Origin of the sequence: Sphingobium sp. RSMS (genome assembly GCF_005406185.4) — a bacterium.
Classification (GTDB): Bacteria; Pseudomonadota; Alphaproteobacteria; order Sphingomonadales; family Sphingomonadaceae; genus Sphingobium; species Sphingobium fuliginis.
On record NZ_CM191258.1, the window covers coordinates 798,912 to 815,327 of the forward strand.

At 65.6% G+C, this 16,416-nt stretch carries 14 protein-coding genes; 6 read left to right on the plus strand and 8 right to left on the minus strand.

Annotated elements, in window-relative coordinates; genetic code table 11:
* Positions 1-13 precede the first annotated feature (13 nt).
* The gene (locus EGM87_RS21545) at positions 14-1,747 is read right to left on the minus strand and encodes an acyl-CoA dehydrogenase family protein (RefSeq protein WP_065847030.1); all 1,734 of its coding nucleotides are present in this window, start codon (positions 1,745-1,747) and stop codon (positions 14-16) included.
* A 147-nt stretch (positions 1,748-1,894) separates the two neighbouring features.
* Here EGM87_RS21545 and EGM87_RS21550 point away from each other — a divergent pair, with 147 nt between their 5' ends.
* Positions 1,895-2,605: a helix-turn-helix domain-containing protein gene (locus tag EGM87_RS21550; protein WP_025549504.1), complete on the plus strand. Its 711-nt coding sequence runs from the start codon at positions 1,895-1,897 to the stop codon at positions 2,603-2,605.
* 32 nt (positions 2,606-2,637) lie between these two features.
* Here the strand turns inward: EGM87_RS21550 and EGM87_RS21555 are convergent, their stop codons facing one another.
* A complete protein-coding gene (locus EGM87_RS21555) occupies positions 2,638-3,222 on the minus strand; it encodes a TetR/AcrR family transcriptional regulator (RefSeq protein WP_025549503.1) in 585 nt (194 codons plus the stop codon).
* A 90-nt stretch (positions 3,223-3,312) separates the two neighbouring features.
* Positions 3,313-4,008: an FCD domain-containing protein gene (locus EGM87_RS21560; protein ID WP_025549502.1), complete on the minus strand. Its 696-nt coding sequence runs from the start codon at positions 4,006-4,008 to the stop codon at positions 3,313-3,315.
* Positions 4,009-4,231: 223 nt separating this feature from the next.
* Between EGM87_RS21560 and EGM87_RS21565 the strand changes: the two genes are divergently transcribed.
* From EGM87_RS21565 to EGM87_RS21585, 5 genes are all read left to right on the plus strand, one after another.
* Entirely contained in the window at positions 4,232-5,371 is a 1,140-nt protein-coding gene (locus EGM87_RS21565; RefSeq protein ID WP_137708867.1) for an NAD(P) transhydrogenase subunit alpha, read from the plus strand.
* On the plus strand, positions 5,368-5,658 hold the full coding sequence (locus tag EGM87_RS21570) for an NAD(P) transhydrogenase subunit alpha part 2 (protein ID WP_025549500.1): 291 nt from the start codon (positions 5,368-5,370) through the stop codon (positions 5,656-5,658). Before EGM87_RS21565 ends, EGM87_RS21570 begins: the two co-directional genes overlap by 4 nt.
* A 1-nt stretch (position 5,659) precedes the next feature.
* Positions 5,660-7,054, plus strand: coding sequence for an NAD(P)(+) transhydrogenase (Re/Si-specific) subunit beta (locus tag EGM87_RS21575; RefSeq protein ID WP_044661092.1), 1,395 nt, complete (start codon positions 5,660-5,662; stop codon positions 7,052-7,054).
* A gap of 222 nt (positions 7,055-7,276) precedes the next feature.
* Entirely contained in the window at positions 7,277-8,767 is a 1,491-nt protein-coding gene (locus EGM87_RS21580; protein WP_048576895.1) for a DUF4139 domain-containing protein, read from the plus strand.
* Positions 8,768-8,775: 8 nt separating this feature from the next.
* Positions 8,776-10,344 carry a DUF4139 domain-containing protein gene (locus EGM87_RS21585; protein ID WP_137708866.1) on the plus strand — a complete coding sequence of 523 codons (1,569 nt, stop codon included), beginning with the start codon at positions 8,776-8,778 and terminating at the stop codon, positions 10,342-10,344.
* A 66-nt stretch (positions 10,345-10,410) separates the two neighbouring features.
* On the opposite strand, the gene fdhD is transcribed toward EGM87_RS21585, so the two are convergent.
* Genes fdhD through EGM87_RS21610 form a run of 5 tightly spaced genes read right to left on the minus strand, consistent with a single transcriptional unit; the run spans position 10,411 to position 16,351 of the window.
* Complete coding sequence (gene fdhD / locus EGM87_RS21590; protein WP_137708865.1) at positions 10,411-11,220, minus strand: formate dehydrogenase accessory sulfurtransferase FdhD; 810 nt, start codon at positions 11,218-11,220, stop codon at positions 10,411-10,413.
* Positions 11,217-11,453 carry a formate dehydrogenase subunit delta gene (locus EGM87_RS21595; protein ID WP_082166172.1) on the minus strand — a complete coding sequence of 79 codons (237 nt, stop codon included), beginning with the start codon at positions 11,451-11,453 and terminating at the stop codon, positions 11,217-11,219. The genes fdhD and EGM87_RS21595 overlap by 4 nt, the downstream gene beginning before the upstream one ends.
* Before the next feature lie 10 nt (positions 11,454-11,463).
* Positions 11,464-14,310, minus strand: a complete 2,847-nt coding sequence (gene fdhF / locus EGM87_RS21600; protein WP_137708864.1) for a formate dehydrogenase subunit alpha — start codon at positions 14,308-14,310, stop codon at positions 11,464-11,466.
* The gene (locus tag EGM87_RS21605; protein WP_137708863.1) at positions 14,307-15,887 is read right to left on the minus strand and encodes a formate dehydrogenase beta subunit; all 1,581 of its coding nucleotides are present in this window, start codon (positions 15,885-15,887) and stop codon (positions 14,307-14,309) included. Before EGM87_RS21605 ends, fdhF begins: the two co-directional genes overlap by 4 nt.
* Positions 15,884-16,351, minus strand: coding sequence for a formate dehydrogenase subunit gamma (locus tag EGM87_RS21610; protein WP_137708862.1), 468 nt, complete (start codon positions 16,349-16,351; stop codon positions 15,884-15,886). The genes EGM87_RS21605 and EGM87_RS21610 overlap by 4 nt, the downstream gene beginning before the upstream one ends.
* Positions 16,352-16,416: the final 65 nt, after the last annotated feature.

Sequence of the window (16,416 nt, forward strand, 5' to 3'; positions counted from 1 at the left end):
ATGATCCTTTCGTTCAGAAGGCGTCGGCGCCAAGCGCCATGATCGTGGCCTCACCCGCCGCGATGCCGGCTGCCAGCCCCTGGGCCTGCGGCAGCATCCGTTGCGCGAAATAGTCGGCCAGCGCGCGCTTCGCCGCATGCAGCGGCGCATCCCCCCGCGCGGCGGTGGCCATGCGCGTCCACATCCAGCCCATGGAGACCAGCGCGAAAAGGCGCAGATAGTCGACCGCCGCCGCTCCGGCTGCGTCGACCCCCGCGCCGCGCAGCGACGCGGTTACGCCGCGCAGAAGGGTGAGCGCGTCGCCCGTCTTCGCTGCAATGTCCAGCCCCGCCCCAGCTTCCAGATCCGCGTCCACCAGGGTGAAAAAGCCATCGACCACCGCGCCGCCCGCCATGGGAAGCTTGCGTCCGACCAGATCCATCGCCTGCACGCCATTGGTGCCCTCATAAATCTGGGCGATGCGGGCATCGCGGACATATTGCTCCATGCCCCATTCGCGGATGTAGCCATGCCCGCCGAACACCTGCTGCGCCTGCACCGCGCTTTCGAAGCCGAAGTCGGTGAAGGCCGCCTTCACCACCGGCGTCAGCAGCGCGACCAGGGCATCCGCCTTCGCCCGCTCAGCGGCATCGGGATGATGATGCGCCCGGTCGAGTTGCAAGGCCGTCCACCCGGCCAACGCCCGTCCGGCCTCCACGAAACCCCGGATATTGAGCAGCATGCGCCGCACATCGGCATGTTCGATGATCGCCACCGGACCCCGCGCGCCATCGGCGCTGCGTCCCTGGAGCCGCTCCTTCGCATAGCCGGCGGCCTGCTGATAGGCTGCGCCGGCAATGCCCAGCCCCTGAATGCCGACCATCAGGCGCTCGGCATTCATCATGGTGAACATGGCGGCCAGGCCCCTGTTCGGTTCCCCCACCAGCCAGCCGGTCGCGCCGTCATAGTTCATCACGCAGGTCGGCTGGGCGTGGATGCCCATCTTCTTTTCCAGCGCGCCCACCGACATGGCGTTGCGGATCGTGAAGCCGCCATCGGCGTCGGGCAGATATTTGGGCACCAGGAACAGGCTGATCCCCTTCACCCCCGCCGGGGCATCGGGCAGGCGCGCCAGCACCAGATGGACGATGTTGCCGCCGAAATCATGATCGCCCGAGGAAATGAAGATCTTCTGCCCGGTGACGGCGTAGCTGCCGTCGGCGCCGGGCGCCGCCTTGGTCTTCAGCAGCGCCAGGTCCGTGCCCGCGCCGCTTTCGGTGAGCGCCATGGCGCCGGTCCATTCGCCGCTCACCATGCGCGGCAGATAGGTGGCCTTCAGCGAATCGCTGGCATGGGCGATGATCGCCTCGCACGCGCCGCGTGTCAGGCCCGGGAACAGGCCGAAGGACAGGTTCGCCGCCGACAGCATCTCGTCCAGCCAGAGCTGGAGGATGAAGGGCAGCCCCTGCCCGCCATATTCCGGCTCCGCCGATAGCGATGCCCAGCCCGCAGCCGCGAAGTCCCGCCAGGCGTCGGCAAAACCCTCCGGCGTCTTTACCGATCCGTCGACGAGATGGCTTCCCTCCTCATCCCCATGGCGGTTGAGCGGGTGCAGCCGGTCGGCGCACATCCGGCCCGCTTCCTCCAGGACGGCCACCGCCAGGTCGGCATCGACCTCCTTTCCAATGTCCGCCATTGTCCGGTCGAAGCCGAGAACCTCCGTCAACAGAAAGCGATAATCGTCTATCGGGGGAACATAGCTGAACATCGGGACTCTCCTGGAAATCGCGGGCCTCTGCTATACCAAACATCTGTTACAGTCAATCGCGGCGCATCCCCTGCCATTCGGCAATCCCCAAGGTCCACGACCGACTTATTAACATTCCGGAAACCCGCCGGTGCGAATAGTCGGAAAATGCCCATACCAGCGATCGTCGACCAGCCACCCGAGTCCGAAAACAGGCGAGACGCCGCGCGTTGGCGCATTCGCCTGGAACTTCCCGGCACGTCCGACGGCGCGAGCACGAATGTGGTGATCCACGACATCTCGACCGCCGGCATGCTGATAGAAACCAGGTCGACGCTGGAGATCGGGCAGAGCATCATGCTGTCCCTGCCCGATGCCGACCGGGTCGTGGCCCGTGTCGTCTGGCAGAACGAGACCCTGTTCGGCTGTCGTTTCGAAACGTCGCTGCCCCAGGGCGCGGTAAGCGCGATCAGGCTGCGCAGTCCAGGGCGCGACGATGTGGAGCCTGCCGCCGATCCGCCGGAGGAAGCCGCCGCCGAAGGATTGGGCGAACGCCTGCTGCGGCTGCGGCATGAAAAGGGGCTGAGCCGCACGGCATTGTCCGAGCGGACGGGGTTCAGCAAGCCCACCATCTGGGGATGGGAGACAGGCAGGACGACCCCGAGAAGGGAAAATCTGCGCATTCTTGCGGCGGTCTTCGGCCTGTCCGAGCAACAGCTGCTGTACGGCAAGGGGCGTCCGCCGCTCCGGGAAACCGACGCATCGGGCGCGGAGGCCTATGCCCGGTCGCTGAAGGAGGTCATCGATCAGGCGAAGACGCGCATTGCCGAAGCGGCCGGGGTGAGCAAGCTCAAGGTGCAGATTTCCATCGAATTTTAGCACGCGGACGCCCTCCCCCGGCGGGGCAGAGATCATTCATGCCGAAAGACGGCGACGATCTGCGCCGCAATCTCCGCCGGAGCAAGCTTGCCGGGACGGTACCAGTCGGCGGTGGCGTTCAATTGCGCCAGAAGCAGGTTGCGATAGATCGACCGGTCGATAGGGGCCGGCAGCGGCAGTTCCTCGACCAGCGAACGAAACAGCCCTTCGAACCGGTCGCGCCGCGCGATCAGCTGTTCGCGGACATCATCCGGCACTTCCCGAAAGTCGTTCATCATCGGCGTGGTGAGGGAGCCGGGGGCAAGCTGGATGTCCAACAATGTCGCGCAGGCCGCGTACAGCCGGGCCCAAGGATCGGATTGCGCCCGCACGGCCGCGGCTATGCGTTCTTCCGCCCTGTCGAGCGCGGCATTGTGCAGTTCCACGAACAAGGCGTCCTTGGACCTGATATGATGGTAAAGCGAACCGCCCAGCACGCCCGCCTGCTCGCCGATGTCGCGCATGGAGGTGCCGCGATAACCCTTTTTCGCGAATAGCTGGGCGGCGATCTCCAATATCTGGCGGCGGCGCGACGATGGCTCGTCATTCGGTCCAGAAGGCGGCACAGGCTTTGTCATCGTGGCGGCGCTAGCACATCCTTAAATGCCCGCGAAGCCTCCGTTCCCGATGAAGGGACCGGCGCTTCATCTTTGCCCGAGCCGGCCTCCTCAGATGGCCGCGTCGAGTTGGCGCATGATCTCCCGTCGGCGCCGTTGCGCTTCGAAGCGGGCGCGCTCCGGATCGCCGTCGAGGATCGCGGCGATGATGGCGCGTCTTTCCCGCTTCCAGCGCTGCTTGCCCTCGCTTCCGCCATAGACCGGCCCGCGCGGATATTCGGCATAATGGTGCACGGCCACGCGGGAGAGCAGTTCCATCAGCGGGCGGTCGACCATCAGGTAGAGAATGTCCAGCATGCTCTGGTCGAATGCGCCGCGCTGCCGCGCCGTATTGCGCCCGTCGATGGATTTGACCAGCGCCGCAAGCTCCTGCCGAAGCGCCTCGTCCGTGGCGCGCGCCGCCGCCGCCATCAGTTCGCAGTCGAGCAGGGTGATGATGTCGATGGCCTCCGGATGCGCCGAATGATGCAGCGCCAGGAAGCCGGAAATCGCCTGGCTCAAACCCTCCGCATCGGGCCGGGTGCCGTAATAGCCGCCGCCGGGGCCGCGCCGAACCTTCAGGAAACCCTCATGCTCCAGCACGCGCGCCGCCTGCTGCACGGTGACGATGCCCACGCCCAGCGCCTTCGCCAGATCGGGCAGGGATCCGATCTGCGCTTCGGGCGGCTGGGCGACGATCATGTCACGCAGCTTCGCCACGGCCGCCGTCACCAGTCCTTCGCGGGAATTCTGCTTGCGGATGCTCATCTTACTCCTCGTCTGGGGTCCGACCGCCCATAGCGAATTTGCCGGCAAAAGGGCACTCCTCATACATCCTGTCCTATTATGTGCATATTATTTGTTTGATTCTTTCCGGTTTGGCGGTATTGCGATTCATAGGGGTCGATAATGGGCATATTAGTATGGGCTGAGGATAGGACGGCTTTTGGCCGCGCCAGAGCCCTGCCAACATGGGACGAGGGTGGATGCAGTGAAGATCGGCATAGTGAAAGAGATGGCGCCCGGTGAGCGCCGCGTTTCCGGCACGCCGGAAACGGTCAAGAAATTCAAGGCGCTGGGCGCGGAAGTCGCGGTGGAAGCTGGAGCGGGCCTGTCCGCCGCCATATCCGATGCGGACTATGCCGCCATGGGTGCGACGGTGGCGGATCGCGCCGCTACTGTGGCGGATGCCGACATCATCCTGGGCGTGCAGGGGCCGGACGTGGCCAGCATCGCGGGCGCCAAGCCCGGCGCGTGGATCGTCGCGGGCCTCAATCCCTTTGTCGAGCGGGCGCGGGTCGACGCCTATGCCGCCGCCGGTTTCGAGGCGCTGGCGATGGAGTTCATGCCGCGCATCACCCGCGCGCAGTCGATGGACATTCTCTCCTCCCAGTCCAACCTTGCCGGCTACAAGGCGGTGCTGGACGCGGCGGCCGAATATGGCCGGTCCTTCCCGATGATGATGACGGCGGCGGGCACGGTGTCGCCGGCAAAGGCGTTCATCATGGGCGTCGGCGTCGCGGGCCTGCAGGCGATCGCGACCGCGAAGCGGCTGGGCGCGCAGGTTTCCGCCACCGACGTGCGCTCCGCGACCAAGGAGCAGATCGAGAGCCTGGGCGCAAAGGCGATCTTCGTCGAGAGCGTCGCGGGCATCGAGGGCGAGGGCAAGGGCGGCTATGCCACCGAAATGTCCGAGGATTATCAAAAGGCGCAGGCCGAGCTGGTGTCCGGCCATATCGCCAAGCAGGACATCGTCATCACCACCGCGCTGATTCCGGGCAAGCCCGCGCCGCGCCTGATTTCGGACGCGCAGATCGCGTCGATGAAGCCGGGCAGCGTGATCGTCGACCTGGCCGTCGAGCAGGGCGGCAATGTCGAGGGCGCGGTGCTGGGCGAAGTGGTCGAACGGCACGGCGTCAAGATCGTCGGGCACAAGAATGTGCCCTCGCGCCTCGCCGCCGACGCATCGGCCCTGTTTGCGCGCAACCTCTATAACTTCCTCTCCGCCTTCTGGAACAAGGACCGGAACGCGCCGGTGCTGGACGAGGAAATCGGCAACGCCATCCGCGTGACGCAGGGTGGGAAAGTCGTCAGCGAAAGGCTGCTTCAATTGACGGGGGCACTGTCATGAGTTCGCTTAATCCCGATTATCTGTTCGTCTTCATCCTGGCGGCCTTCGTCGGTTTTCAGCTCATCAAGAAGGTGTCGCCGCTGCTGCATTCGCCCTTGATGTCGCTGACCAACGCCATCGCAGCGGTGGTGATCGTGGGCGCGATCAGCATCACGGGCGAGGAAGGCGCGACGCCGCTGGCAAAGACGCTGGGCTTCGTCGCGGTGTTCTGCGCCACGGTCAATCTGGTCAGCGGTTTCATGATCACCGACCGCATGCTCAAGATGTTCAAGCCGCGGGGGAAGTGAGATGAACGCATTCGTACCCTTTGCGGCGATCATCGCATCGTCGCTGTTCATCCTGGCGCTGATGTGGATGAGCCACCCGTCGACGGCCCGCCGGGGCGTGCGCGCGGGCGAGATCGGCATGCTGGTCGCCATCGTCGGCGCGCTGGTCCAGCATGAGGTGGTCGATTACAACCTGATCCTCATCGCCATGGTCGCGGGCGCGGCCGCCGGCATCCCGATGGCGCTGCTGATGCCGATGACGGCGATCCCGCAGCGGACCGCCATCTCCCACGCCTTCGGCGCGCTTGCCGTGGGCCTGATCGGCGCGGCGGAATATTACAAGCACGCCCATGGCGAATATGCCGGCAGCTTCATCATGTGGGCGCTGATGTTCGAGATGCTGCTGGGTTTCCTGACCTGCACGGCATCGGTCATCGCCTTCGCGAAGTTGCAGGAGATCATGGGCAGCCGTCCCGTCTCCTTCGTCGGGCAGCGGGTGGTGAACGGCGCCGTGGCGCTGGCGGCGCTGGTGATCGCCGCGATGCTCGCGCTCGATCCGACGCAGACCTGGCTGTTCCCCGCCTTCGTGGCGCTGGCGCTGCTGTTCGGCATATTGCTGGTGATCCCGATCGGCGGGGCGGACATGCCGACCGTGATCGCGCTGCTCAACAGCTATGCGGGGCTTGCGGCGAGCGCCATGGGCTTTGCCCTGGGGAACAAGCTGCTGATCGTGGCGGGCGCGCTGGACGGTGCGTCGGGCTTCATCCTGGCGGTCATCATGTGCAAGGCGATGAACCGCAGCTTCGCCAATGTCATGTTCGGCGGCTTCGGCAAGGTCGTGGCCGGCGCGGCGGGCGGCAAGGACGACCGCGTTGTCCGTTCGGCCTCGGCCGAGGAAGCGGCGTTGCAGCTTGAAAACGCCAGCAGCGTCGTCATCATTCCGGGCTATGGCATGGCGGTGGCGCAGGCGCAGCACAAGGTGAGCGAACTGTATCAGGCGCTGACCAAGAAGGGCGTCGATGTGAAGTTCGCGATCCATCCGGTCGCGGGCCGCATGCCGGGACATATGAACGTGCTGCTGGCCGAAGCGAATGTGCCCTATGAGCAGTTGATCGAGCTGGACGACATCAACCCCGAACTGCCGCAGGCCGACGTGGCGCTGATCATCGGCGCCAACGACACGATCAATCCGTCGGCGCGCGACGATCCGCAGAGCGCGATCGCGGGCATGCCGATCATCGAGGCGGATCGGGCAAAGTCGGTCTTCGTGATCAAGCGTTCGATGAATGCCGGCTTCGCCGGGATCGACAATCCGATCTACTATAACAGCAACACCCAGATGCTGTTCGGCGATGCCAAGGACATGGTCGGCACCATCGCCAAGGAACTGGCTGGCGGCGGTTCGGGCCTGCATTGAGCGACGGACTGGCGCCTCCCTCCGCGGCATCCGAACGGATGGAAGGGCGGCGGGCCGGGCGCGGGCTGGACGCCTTCGCCAGCGGGGCGGAAGAATGGCGCAGTCCTGTCCGCCCTGCACCACCGTCATCTTGAAAGGCGACAAAGGTCGTTCCGGGATTATGCCTCTGGAACGACCTTTGTTTTTGCGGCATGTCTTGCAGGATTGGCGGAGGGGGGCTTCATGCGTCTGATATGTCCTGCGATAATCTCGGTTGCGGTCCTGGCTCCCCAGGCGCTCTTTGCTCAGCCTTCCGCGCCGAATGCCCAGGGCGACCTGTCCGTCACCATTTACAATAACGATCTGGCGCTGGTGCAGGACGTCCGCCGCATCACCCTGCCCTCCGGACGCTCCCGGCAGGAATTTCCCGATGTCTCCGCGCGCATTCGCCCGGAAACGGTGACATTGTCGGGAGAAGGCATCGGCATTGTCGAGCAGAATTTCGACTATGACCTTTTGTCGCCCGCATCGCTGATGGAAAAGGCGGTGGGCCAGACGATCACCCTGCTGCGCACCAACCCAGCCACCGGCGCGGAAACGCGGGAACAGGCAATGGTGCTCGCGGCCAATGGCGGGGTGGTGCTGAAGATCGGTGAGCGGATCGAGGTGCTGCGCGACGACGGTCTGCCTGTGCGGGTCATTTTCTCCTCCATTCCGCCCAATCTGCGCGCGCGCCCGACGCTGAGCGTCACCATGGATGCGCCGCAGGGCGGTGCAAGGCCGGTGACGCTGAGCTACCTGACGCCGGGCATGAGCTGGAAATCGGACTATGTCGCCCTGTTCGACGAGAAAGCGGGCAAGCTTGACATGCAGGGCTGGATCACGCTCAACAACAGCACCGGCACCACTTTCGCCAACGCCCGCGCCCTGCTGGTCGCGGGGGAAGTGGGACAGGTGCAGCAATCTTATGGCGGCTATAATGGCGGCCGGCCCCAGCCCCGCGGAAACCGGCCCGGCACGGAGAGCGGCGGCGAGCAACTGGGCGACTTCCATGTCTATCCGATCGAGGGTCGCACGACGATCGCCAATGCCCAGACCAAGCAGGTGAGCTTCCTCGACGCATCGGGCGTGCCGGCGGAACGCGGTTACGAGTTCCGCAGCAACTGGATGGAAAGCAAGGACCAGGCGGAAAGCGCCGCATCGGTGCTCAAATTCTCCAATGCCAAGGCGTCCGGAATCGGCGCGGCCCTGCCCGCGGGCACGGTTCGCGTCTATATGCGGGATGCGCGCGGGCAGGCCCAGTTCATCGGGGAAAGCGGCATTCCGCACACGCCCGGCGGCTCCACCCTCGCCCTGCGAACGGGCGACGCCTTCGACGTGAAGGTGCAGCCGGTGGTCGAGCAGCGCGACACGATCACGACGGACGAATGGACGAAGACCGAGCGCTGGCGCGTCGCCTATCCCGACGGCACAAAGGCGGAAGGCTATGTCGAGCGGCCGCAGAAATATTTTCGCACGCGGATGCGCTACATCGTCACCAATGCCAAGCCGGTGCCGGTGAATGTCGACGTGGTTCAGTCCGGCCTGTCCCAATGGTGGTGGTGGCGCGACCTGCGCGTGCCGGAGGAGAGCATTCCCGGCGTGCAGGAAACGGCGGACCTGCGGCGCTGGGTGGTGCCGGTGCCCGCCAATGGCAAGGTCGAACTGACCGCCACTTTCCTCACCCCCTGGTAAGCGCGGCCATGCCCCGCCTGTGGCTGTGGCTGATGATCCTGCCGCTCTGGGCGCCCCTGGCCGCGAGGGCGCAGTTGCCGGTCGTGATCTCCAGCGGTCCGGACAAGGTGGCGGTCACGCTCTACCGCGATCCGGACCGGGGAGAGGCTCCGCTCGACCGCGATCAGCCCGGCGCCTTCGCCCTGATCGCGGAGACTCGCACGGTTATGTTGCCGCCGGGCGAAGCCGTGATCCGGTTCGAGGGGGTGGCGAGCGGCATCGTGCCGCAATCGGCGATCCTCTTTGGCGCGCCCCCGCGGGAGCGCAATCGCGACGCGGCGCTGCTGTCGCAAAAGGGGCTGGTTGACGCCTTTACCGGGCAACGGGTGATCCTTCGCCGCACCGACCCGGCGAGCGGCAGGACGGTCGAGGAAAGCGCGACCGTACGATCCGCCGCCGACCGTCTGGTGGTGACGACCATGCGAGGCGTGGAGGCGCTCTATTGCTCCGGACTGCACCAGACGCTCCTCTATCCGGGGGCGCCCGCGACCCTCTCCGCAAAGCCGGTGCTGACCATGACGACCAGGGACCAGCCCGGCGGCCCTGCGACGATCACCCTGGCCTATATCGCCACCGGCTTCGACTGGGATGCGACCTATGTCGGCACATTGGCCCCGGACGGGCAGTCGCTGGACCTGCTCGGCTGGCTGACGCTGGCGAGCGCGGACGACACCAGCTTTGCCGATGCAACCGCTTCCGCCATAGCCGGAAGGGTGAACCGTTCGGAGGACAGCCGCGACGACAGCGGCGAAAGGGCGCGTGAAGAAGCCCGCTATCTGAACAGGTTCAGCGCCTGCTGGCCCGCCGGGACGACGAGCGACCTGGGCAGCGGCACGCCGCCGCCGCCGCCTGCACCGCCGCCCATGGCCATGATGATGGCGGGCGAAGACATTGTCGTGACGGCCCAGCGGCGGCAGGAAGGCATGCTGTCGGCGCCCGCTCCTGTCGCCGTGGTCGCCAGGGCGGAAAATCTGGGCGACCTAAAGCTGTACCGCATTCCCGTTCCCGTCACCGTCGCCGCCCGTGCACAGAAGCAGGTGGCGTTTCTGGTGAAGCAGAAGGTGAAGGGCAGCCTGGTCTATCGGACGGAGATGAGGTGGGAAGAGCCGGACGATCCCCGGATGCTGTTCCGCTTCCGCAACGGCAGGAAGGATGGCCTGGGCGATCCCCTTCCGGCGGGACGCGCGGTTCTCTATCAGGACAGCCCCTGGGGCCGCATGTATGTCGGGGAAAGCACCACAGGCGACAAGACCGTCGACGAGGAAGTCGAATGGTCCTTCGCGCAAGCCAGCAACCTGACACTGGAGCCGGAACAGGAAGAGGCGGGCAAGGGCATCCTCCATCACAACCTTGTCGTGCGCAACGCCAATCCCTTCCCCATCCGTTTCGAGATCGACTTTCCAGCGAACGGCGGACGGCTATTCAGCGGCTTCAGCGGTCGCCTGACGAAAAAGCCGGGCAAGCAGGTCTGGGCCATGACGGTGCCGGCGAACGGGACGATCCGCCTGCGCTTCCGATCCGCCGGGCAGCCGAATTAGCGCCCGGCTCTGGAGCGCATCCGGATTACCGCGAAACCAGTATCCCGGCAGAAGCCCTGCGGTCCTTTACTGCTCCAGGCCCAGTCCCCCTTCCCCGAATAACAGGATGGAGTCAGCGCGCGCCAGCGCCACCAGAGCCAGCCCCGCCCCCGCCGCCCGTTCGGCTGCAAGGCGCGTCGGCGCGGAGATCGTCACCAGCAGGGGGCAGTCCGCCAGCACGGCCTTCTCCACCAATTCATAGGAGCAGCGCGAGGAAAGCAGCGCAAAGCCGCCATCCCATGTCCATCCACGCCGCCACATCGCGCCGATCAGCTTGTCGAACGCATTATGCCGCCCGACATCCTCCCGCGCCAGGCGGATCGTGCCGTCTGCCGCCACCAGGGCCGCCGCGTGGGCCGCGCCGGTTCTCGCATTGAGCGGTTGATGTCCCTTCAATTCCCCCAGCGCCCGAAAAACCGCCTGTTTGTCGGCCCGTGACGAAACCGTGACGGAGGGCAGGGGCCGGATCGCCTGTTCCAGATTCTCCACCCCGCAAATTCCGCAGGACGATTCCGAGGCGCGATGCCGCACCCGGCTCAGCAAGGCCTCCGTTCGCTCCTCCGGCAGGGTCGCCCGGGCAATGATCCCTTGTTCGGTCGCATGCACATCCACCTCGAACGGCGCATCTTCCCGGCCGATCAACCGCTCCGCCAGCGTGAAACCCAGCACCAGTTCCTCGACATCGGCGGGCGTGGCCATCAGCACGGCATAGCCGATGCCGTTGAATTCGATGGCGATCGGCACTTCCTCTGCCAATTCCCGCGTCACCGGGGTGATGGGGCCTGCCGGCGTTATGTGCCTGAAGGTGAAGGGCCGATCTTCGGGCGCGGCGCTCAAGGCGCCACGACCCAGCCGACAGCGGCGGCGGCTATGGGAGACAGTGCGCCGGGACGCGCAGCCGCCAGCAAGGCAATGCGCTGCTTCATCGCCGGATCCCAGAAGGCGCGGATATGGTCCGCCGTCATGGCGACAGCTTCCGCCTCGCCCAACGCCGCGACATTGCGGGCGATCTGGTTCGCCATGTAGATCAGGCGGTCCTCGGTCGACATGACTTCATTTTCATCGCTCATGCGCCCGATCCTATTCGGCCGCTTCCAAGGGCGCAATGCGCCTGCTGTGCCGTGCCTGCTCCGCATAGTCGCGCTGCCAGTCGCTCGGTCCGTTGGAGCGCATGACCTGGACCGCCGTCACCTTATATTCCGGGCAATTGGTGGCCCAGTCCGAATAGTCGGTGGTGATGACATTGGCCTGCGTGTCGGGATGATGGAAGGTCGTGTAGACCACGCCCGGCGCGACCCGCTCCGTGATCAGGGCGCGCAGGCTGGTTTCCCCGGCCCTGCTCTTGAGCGAGACCCAGTCGCCATCGCTGATCCCGCGATTTTCGGCGTCGTTGGGATGGATTTCCAGCCGATCCTCCGGATGCCAGGCCGCGTTCGCGGTCCGCCGCGTCTGCGCGCCGACATTATATTGGCTGAGGATGCGCCCGGTGGTCAGCAACAGCGGGAAGCGCGGCCCGGTCTTCTCATCGGTCGGCACATAGTCGGTGACGACGAACTTGCCCCTCCCCCGCACGAAGCCGCCGATATGCATGGTCGGCGTGCCGTCGGGCGCTGCATCATTGGCAGGCCATTGCAGCGATCCCTCTGCATCCAGCCGGTCATAATGCACGCCCGCGAAGGTGGGCGTCAGCGCGGCGATCTCGTCCATGATTTCGGAAGGGTGCGCATAGGACCAGCCCAGCCCCATGGCCTGCGCGACCAACTGGACGATCTGCCAATCGGCATGGCCGTTGAGCGGCGCCATCACCCTGCGCACGCGCTGGATGCGGCGTTCGGCGTTGGTGAAGGTTCCATCCTTTTCCAGGAAGGTCGATCCGGGCAGGAAGACATGGGCATAATTGGCCGTCTCATTGAGGAACAGGTCCTGCACGACGACGCATTCCATCGCGGCAAGCCCCGCCGCGACATGATGGGTGTTGGGATCGGACTGGAGAATATCCTCGCCCTGGATGAAGATGCTCTTGAACGTGCCGTCCGTCGCTGCATCGAGCATGTTGGGGATGCGCAGCCCCGGCTCCGCATCCAGCGTGACGCCCCAGGCCTGTTCGAACTGGCCGCGCACCGCATCGTCGGAGACATGGCGATAACCCGAAAATTCGTGCGGGAAGCTGCCCATGTCGCAGGCGCCCTGCACATTATTCTGCCCGCGCAGGGGATTCACGCCCACGCCTTCGCGCCCGATATTGCCGGTCGCCATGGCGAGATTGGCGATGGCCATGACGGTGGAGCTGCCCTGGCTGTGCTCGGTCACGCCCAGTCCGTAATAGATCGCGCCATTGCCGCCGGTCGCATAAAGCCGGGCGGCGGCGCGGACCTCCGTCGCCTCGACGCCGGTAAGGGGCTCGACCGCTTCGGGCGAGCGCTGCGGTTCGGAAACGAAATCGGCCCACTCGGCAAATTCATCCCAATCGCAGCGATCGCGGATGAACGCCTCGTCATAGAGCTTTTCCGTCACGATCACATGCGCCAGCGCCGTCAGCATGGCGACATTGGTGCCGGGCCGGAGCGGCAGATGATGGGAAGCCTCGACATGGGGCGACTTCACCAGATCGATCCGCCGGGGATCGATGACGATCAGCTTGGCGCCCTGCCTGAGCCGTTTCTTCATGCGGCTGGCGAAGACCGGATGGCCGTCGGTCGGATTGGCGCCGATGACCAGGATCACGTCGGCCTGCATCACGCTGTCGAAATCCTGCGTGCCCGCCGAGGTTCCGAAGGTCGTCTTCAGCCCATAGCCGGTGGGAGAATGGCAGACCCGCGCGCAGGTATCGACATTATTGTTGCCGAAACCCTGGCGGATCAGCTTCTGGACGAGGAAGGTCTCCTCATTGGTGCAGCGGCTGGAGGTGATGCCGCCGATGCTGCGCGTGCCATATTTGGCCTGGATGCGCCGGAACTCGCTGGCGGTATGGGCGATGGCCTCCTCCCACGACACTTCGCGCCAGGGTTCGTTCACGGAGGCGCGGATCATGGGTTTGAGGATACGGTCGCGGTGCTGGGCATAGCCCCAGGCGAAGCGGCCCTTGACGCAGCTATGCCCGCGATTGGCCTTGCCGTCCTTCCACGGCACCATGCGGACCAGTTCCTCGCCCCGCATCTCCGCGCGGAAGGTGCAGCCGACGCCGCAATAGGCGCAGGTGGTGACGACTGCGCGATCCGGAGTGCCGGTCTCCACCACCTTCTTCTCGGTCAGGGTCGCGGTCGGGCATGCCTGGACGCAGGCGCCGCAGGACACGCATTCGGACGAGAGGAAATCCTGCCCCTGCGATGGCGAAACCCTGGAGTCGAAGCCCCGCCCTTCGATGGTCAGGGCGAATGTGCCCTGCACCTCGTCGCAGGCGCGCACGCAGCGCGAGCAGACGATGCATTTGCTGGGATCGAAGTCGAAATAGGGGTTCGACTGGTCCTTCACCTGCCCCATATTGGTCGCGCCGTCATAGCCGTAGCGCACGTCGCGCAGGCCCACGGCCCCCGCCTGCTCCTGCAATTCGCAATCGCCATTGGCCGGGCAGGTCAGGCAGTCGAGCGGATGGTCCGAGATGTACAGCTCCATCACCCCGCGCCGCAACTGCTTCAGCCGCTCGCTCTGCGTCCGCACCACCATGCCCTCGGCAATCGGCGTGGTGCAGGATGCGGGATAGCCGTTGCGTCCTTCCACTTCGACCAGGCAGAGGCGGCAGGAACCGAAGCTTTCGACATTGTCGGTCGCGCACAGCCTGGGGATCGAACAGCCGGTCAGCGAGGCCGCCCGCATGATCGACGTGCCTTCCGGCATCGTCACGGTATCGCCGTCGATGGTGAGGGTCACGCTCCTGCCGGTCGATATGGCGGGCGGGGTTCCATGGTCGGTTTCGCGCGTGTAGCTCATTCCGCAGCTTCCTTCACCGGCGACTTGGCACCGAAATCCTCGGGGAAATGATCGAGCGCGCTCAGCACCGGATAGGGCGTGAAACCGCCCAGCGCGCAGAGCGAGCCATGTTTCATCGTGTCGCAAAGGTCGCGCAGCAAGGCCGTCTGCGCCTCCAGCCCGGTATCGATCCGGTCGGGCGTGCGGGAATTGAGCGCTTTCTGGAGATGCCCCTCCCAGTTGCGTCCGGCCTGAACGACGGTCGCGCTGTCCCGCGCCGCGATGATCCGGTCCATCACCTCGACGCCCCGCGTCGACCCGATCCGGCAAGGGGTGCATTTGCCGCAGCTTTCGACCGCGCAGAATTCCATCGCGAAGCGGGCCATGTGCGCCATGTCGACGCTGTCGTCGAACACGGTGATCCCGGCATGGCCGATCAGCCCGCCAGCCTGCGCGAAAGCCTCATAATCGAAGGGCAGGTCGAACATGCTGGGCGGGAAATAAGCCCCAAGGGGGCCGCCGACCTGCACCGCGCGGACGGGCCGCCCGCTGGCAGTGCCGCCGCCGATGTCGTTCACCAGTTCGCCCAGCGTGATGCCGAAGCCGATCTCATAGAGGCCGCCATGCTTCACATTGCCCGCAAGCTGCACCGGGATCGTGCCGCGCGACCGGCCGAAGCCGACGTCCGCATAGGCCTTCGCCCCTTCCGCCAGGATGAAGGGGACCGCCGCCAGGCTGAGCAGATTGTTGATCACCGTCGGTCGTCCGAACAGCCCCGCCAGCGCCGGGAGAGGCGGCTTTGCCCGCACCTGCCCCCGCTTGCCCTCGATGCTTTCAAGCAACGCGGTTTCCTCGCCGCAGACATAGGCGCCCGCCCCGACACGCACTTCAAGCGTGAAAGGCGCGGTCCGTTCGGCGGAGAGTTGGATCGCTTCCCGCATGACGGCGATGGCGAAGGGATATTCGCTGCGGATATAGATATAGCCGTGGCTTGCTCCCACGGCATGACCGGCTATCGTCATTCCTTCGATCAGGCAGAAGGGATCGCCTTCGACCAGCATCCGGTCGGCAAAGGTGCCGCTGTCGCCTTCATCGGCATTGCAGACGATGAACTTGGCGTCCGAAACCGCATCCAGCACCGTCTGCCATTTGATGCCGGTGGGAAAGCCCGCTCCTCCCCGCCCGCGCAGGCCGGATGCCTTCACCGCATCCACCACCGCCTGGGGCGTCATGCCGCGCGCCGTTTCCAGCCCGCGCCAGCCGCCATGTTCGGCATAGTCCTTCAGGCTGAGCGGATCGATCACTCCGCAGCGCGCGAAGGTGAAGCGTTGCTGCCCGGCGAAGAAGGGCAAGGCCGCCACGTCGCCCAGCCGCGCTTCATGGCTGCCGTCCAGTACGGCCGCTATGTCGGCGGGGCCGACCGGCCCGAAGCCGATCCGCTTCCCCTCGCTTTCGACCTCGACCAAAGGCTCGATGGAAAAGAGTCCCCGGCTGCCGGTGCGCACCACCTCGCATCCTGCGGCTTCGAAGGCGCGGGCGACCTCATCCGCGCCGAGGGCGACGGAGGCCATGTCCCGGCTGACATAGACCCGCTTCATGCCGCGATCTCCTGCGCGATCCGGTCCAGGGTGGCCGCATCGATCCGCGCGACCGGCCTTCCGTCGACAAGGGCGTTGGGACCGACGGCGCACAGGCCGAGGCAATAGACGGGTTCCAGCGTGACCTGTCCGTCCGGGCGCGTCTGGCCCATGGGGACGCCCAGCCGATCGGTTGCGACCTTCTCGATTGCCGTGGCGCCGCGGGCCTGGCAGCTTTCGGCGCGGCAGAGTTTTACGACATGCCGGCCGGCGGGGGTTCGGCGGAAATCATGGTAGAAGGTCACAACTCCATGAACGTCTGCGCGACTGAGGTTGAGTGCGGTGGCGATGACGGGGATGGCTGCATCATCGATAAAGCCTATCTCCTCCTGCAACATGTGCAGCAGCGGGAGCAGGCGGTCGCGGGTGCGGCCATGGGTCCGGGTCCAGTCCTCTATCAGCCTCGTTGCGTCTTCCTGCTGCATCTTTTCCGCCCTTTCCTGCGCGCCATGCTGCGCGCTGGCGGGAGTGGCGTCAAATCGAAGACGAT

What these genes read in the sequence shown, in the direction of transcription:
- EGM87_RS21545 (WP_065847030.1), bottom strand. Translation starts at nt 1,747, where the DNA reads ATGTTCAGCTATGTTCCCCCGATAGACGATTATCGCTTTCTGTTGACG.
- EGM87_RS21550 (WP_025549504.1), top strand. Translation starts at nt 1,895, where the DNA reads ATGCCCATACCAGCGATCGTCGACCAGCCACCCGAGTCCGAAAACAGG.
- EGM87_RS21555 (WP_025549503.1), bottom strand. Translation starts at nt 3,222, where the DNA reads ATGACAAAGCCTGTGCCGCCTTCTGGACCGAATGACGAGCCATCGTCG.
- EGM87_RS21560 (WP_025549502.1), bottom strand. Translation starts at nt 4,008, where the DNA reads ATGAGCATCCGCAAGCAGAATTCCCGCGAAGGACTGGTGACGGCGGCC.
- EGM87_RS21570 (WP_025549500.1), top strand. Translation starts at nt 5,368, where the DNA reads ATGAGTTCGCTTAATCCCGATTATCTGTTCGTCTTCATCCTGGCGGCC.
- EGM87_RS21575 (WP_044661092.1), top strand. Translation starts at nt 5,660, where the DNA reads ATGAACGCATTCGTACCCTTTGCGGCGATCATCGCATCGTCGCTGTTC.
- EGM87_RS21580 (WP_048576895.1), top strand. Translation starts at nt 7,277, where the DNA reads ATGCGTCTGATATGTCCTGCGATAATCTCGGTTGCGGTCCTGGCTCCC.
- EGM87_RS21585 (WP_137708866.1), top strand. Translation starts at nt 8,776, where the DNA reads ATGCCCCGCCTGTGGCTGTGGCTGATGATCCTGCCGCTCTGGGCGCCC.
- EGM87_RS21595 (WP_082166172.1), bottom strand. Translation starts at nt 11,453, where the DNA reads ATGAGCGATGAAAATGAAGTCATGTCGACCGAGGACCGCCTGATCTAC.
- fdhF (WP_137708864.1), bottom strand. Translation starts at nt 14,310, where the DNA reads ATGAGCTACACGCGCGAAACCGACCATGGAACCCCGCCCGCCATATCG.
- EGM87_RS21605 (WP_137708863.1), bottom strand. Translation starts at nt 15,887, where the DNA reads ATGAAGCGGGTCTATGTCAGCCGGGACATGGCCTCCGTCGCCCTCGGC.
- EGM87_RS21610 (WP_137708862.1), bottom strand. Translation starts at nt 16,351, where the DNA reads ATGCAGCAGGAAGACGCAACGAGGCTGATAGAGGACTGGACCCGGACC.